The sequence below is a fragment of the Dolichospermum sp. LEGE 00246 genome, from assembly GCF_015207865.1.
Taxonomy (GTDB): Bacteria; Cyanobacteriota; Cyanobacteriia; order Cyanobacteriales; family Nostocaceae; genus Dolichospermum; species Dolichospermum heterosporum.
The window spans coordinates 1-2,089 of the sequence record NZ_JADEWA010000654.1; the positions used below are offsets into that span (position 1 = coordinate 1).

Annotated in this window: 3 protein-coding genes; 2 read left to right on the top strand and 1 reads right to left on the bottom strand. The window is 36.7% G+C overall.

Annotation, left to right across the window (positions count from 1 at the left end; genetic code table 11):
- Positions 1-430 (top strand): hypothetical protein (locus IQ228_RS25145; protein WP_193964868.1); only part of this gene is annotated, 430 nt, incomplete at its 5' end.
- Positions 431-460: 30 nt separating this feature from the next.
- Here IQ228_RS25145 and IQ228_RS25150 read toward each other — a convergent pair.
- Positions 461-1,093 (bottom strand): Uma2 family endonuclease, encoded by a 633-nt coding sequence (locus IQ228_RS25150; protein WP_027403870.1) that lies wholly within the window; start codon positions 1,091-1,093, stop codon positions 461-463.
- A gap of 288 nt (positions 1,094-1,381) precedes the next feature.
- Here IQ228_RS25150 and IQ228_RS25155 point away from each other — a divergent pair.
- Positions 1,382-2,089 (top strand): serine/threonine-protein kinase (locus IQ228_RS25155; protein ID WP_228044077.1); only part of this gene is annotated, 708 nt, incomplete at its 3' end.

The following is a 2,089-nucleotide window of genomic DNA, read 5'->3' on the forward strand; positions in this document are numbered from 1 at the left end:
ACATCCCGAAAATCCTCAAATCCTGGACATCCTGATTCAGACAAAAAATCACCAAATCCCCACAAAAAATCATCCAACAACATCCCAAAAATCCTCAAATCCTGGACATCCTGATTCAGACAAAAAATCACCAAATCCCCACCAAAAATCATCCAACAACATCCCGAAAATCCTCAAATCCTCGACATCCTCATTCAGACAAAAAAACCTCAAACTCCCACCAAAAATCATCCAACAACATCCCGAAAATCCTCAAATCCTGGACATCCTGATTCAGACAAAAAATCACCAAATCCCCACAAAAAATCATCCAACAACATCCCAAAAATCCTCAAATCCTGGACATCCTGATTCAGACAAAAAAACCTCAAACTCCCACCAAAAATCATCCAACAACATCCCGAAAATCCTCAAATCCTCGACATCCTGATTCACACAATTAAAATTCCTAGATATATCATCAACTATTCACCCAACTTCTGAAAGCCTTTAATGTTGCATTTCTTCCTATAGTTCGACTTTTTTCTAAATATTGAGGAATGACTTCAATTAAAGGTAAATCAGGAAAATTTAAACTAGATTTCGATTCCACATAAACACCATCTTGTAAAATATTAATTCGCAAAATTCCGTTTTCAAACCGCCATACTTCAGGAACTTTTAAACCTTGATATATGTTCAAATGGGTACGGGAAGTAATATCAATTTCCAAAGCTAAATCTGGAGGAGGGTCAATTGTTAAATCTAATCTTTTTTTACCCCGAATTACAGCTTCATTTTTAATATAAAAACATTGGTCAGGTTCTATACCCTGTGCCATAAATTGATTTTTAAAGGTCGTAGAACCAAGACATCTAAACTCAATATTTAATTCTTCTAATAAAGCCTTAACTAAATCGCTAATAATTTCTTTATCGTCTTCATGTTCTGGTAAAGGACTCATAATTTCTAATCTTCCCCTATCATAAGCAATTCGCGCGGCACGATGTTCTCCCAATTCTTCAATAATTGTTTCTAATTCTTTCCAAGTCACATTTTCTAATATAACTCTTTGTCCTGGTGGTACATGAATGCGCTTTAATTCTAACAACATCATTGCCACTCCTTATGATTTAAATATTTTGATATTATAACATCCAGGACAAGATCCCCGACTTCTTGAAGAAGTCGGGGATCTAACGCAACGCAATGATATATTTAAATTAATCTCCACCGTATCTACTAACAAAGGTATGATTATTTGGCAACCAGAGCAACAAATTAATAACGGTAGATTTATCATTCAAGGTAAACCCTTGGGTAGCGGTGGTTTTGGGACTACGTACAAAGCCTTAGAACCCAACACGGGTAAATTTACGCCATTAAAACTCTCAATCAGCAAATGCAATTGCGAGAGGATTTTGCAGAACAACAGGTTAAGTTTATTAACGAAGCCTTGACAATTAAAGGTTTTGATCATCAGCATATTCTCAAAGTCCATGAAGTCATTCAAGCAGGTCAGCTTTTTGGCGTGGTAATGGAATATATTGATGGAGTAACTTTATTTCAATATCTTCGACAAAAGGGACAACTTACCGAAAGCGAAGCACTATTATATATAGATCAAATTAGTCAGGCTTTAGGATATATTCACGCTAAAGGAAGTTTACACCGGGATATTAAACCTCAAAATATTCTCTTACGCCAAAATAAACAAGAAGCAGTTTTAATTGATTTTGGTTTAACTCGCAGTATTGCTACTAAAAGTATGACAGCTTCTTTAACAGAAGGTTATGCACCTATTGAACAATATCGTCGCAAAGGGAGTTTTGGACCTCATACCGATGTTTACGCTTTAGCTGCTACTTTATATTATCTGCTGACGGCTGATGGACTCAACAAAGAGGGTGAATTTAGTCCCGTACCCGCACAAAACCGGAAATATGATGATGAACCTTTACCTGCACCAAAGCATTATAATTCTGGCATTAGTCAGAGGGTAAATGATGCTATTTTAGCAGGGATGGAAATAGAACCGGAAAACCGGACTCCGACGGTTTTGAAGTTTCGGGAAAATTTGGGTTTGGTAAGAACCCCACCCCCTAACCCC

Bases quoted from the DNA above. Each gene is read 5' to 3' on its own strand.
- IQ228_RS25150 (WP_027403870.1), bottom strand. From the start codon at position 1,093: ATGTTGTTAGAATTAAAGCGCATTCATGTACCACCAGGACAAAGAGTT.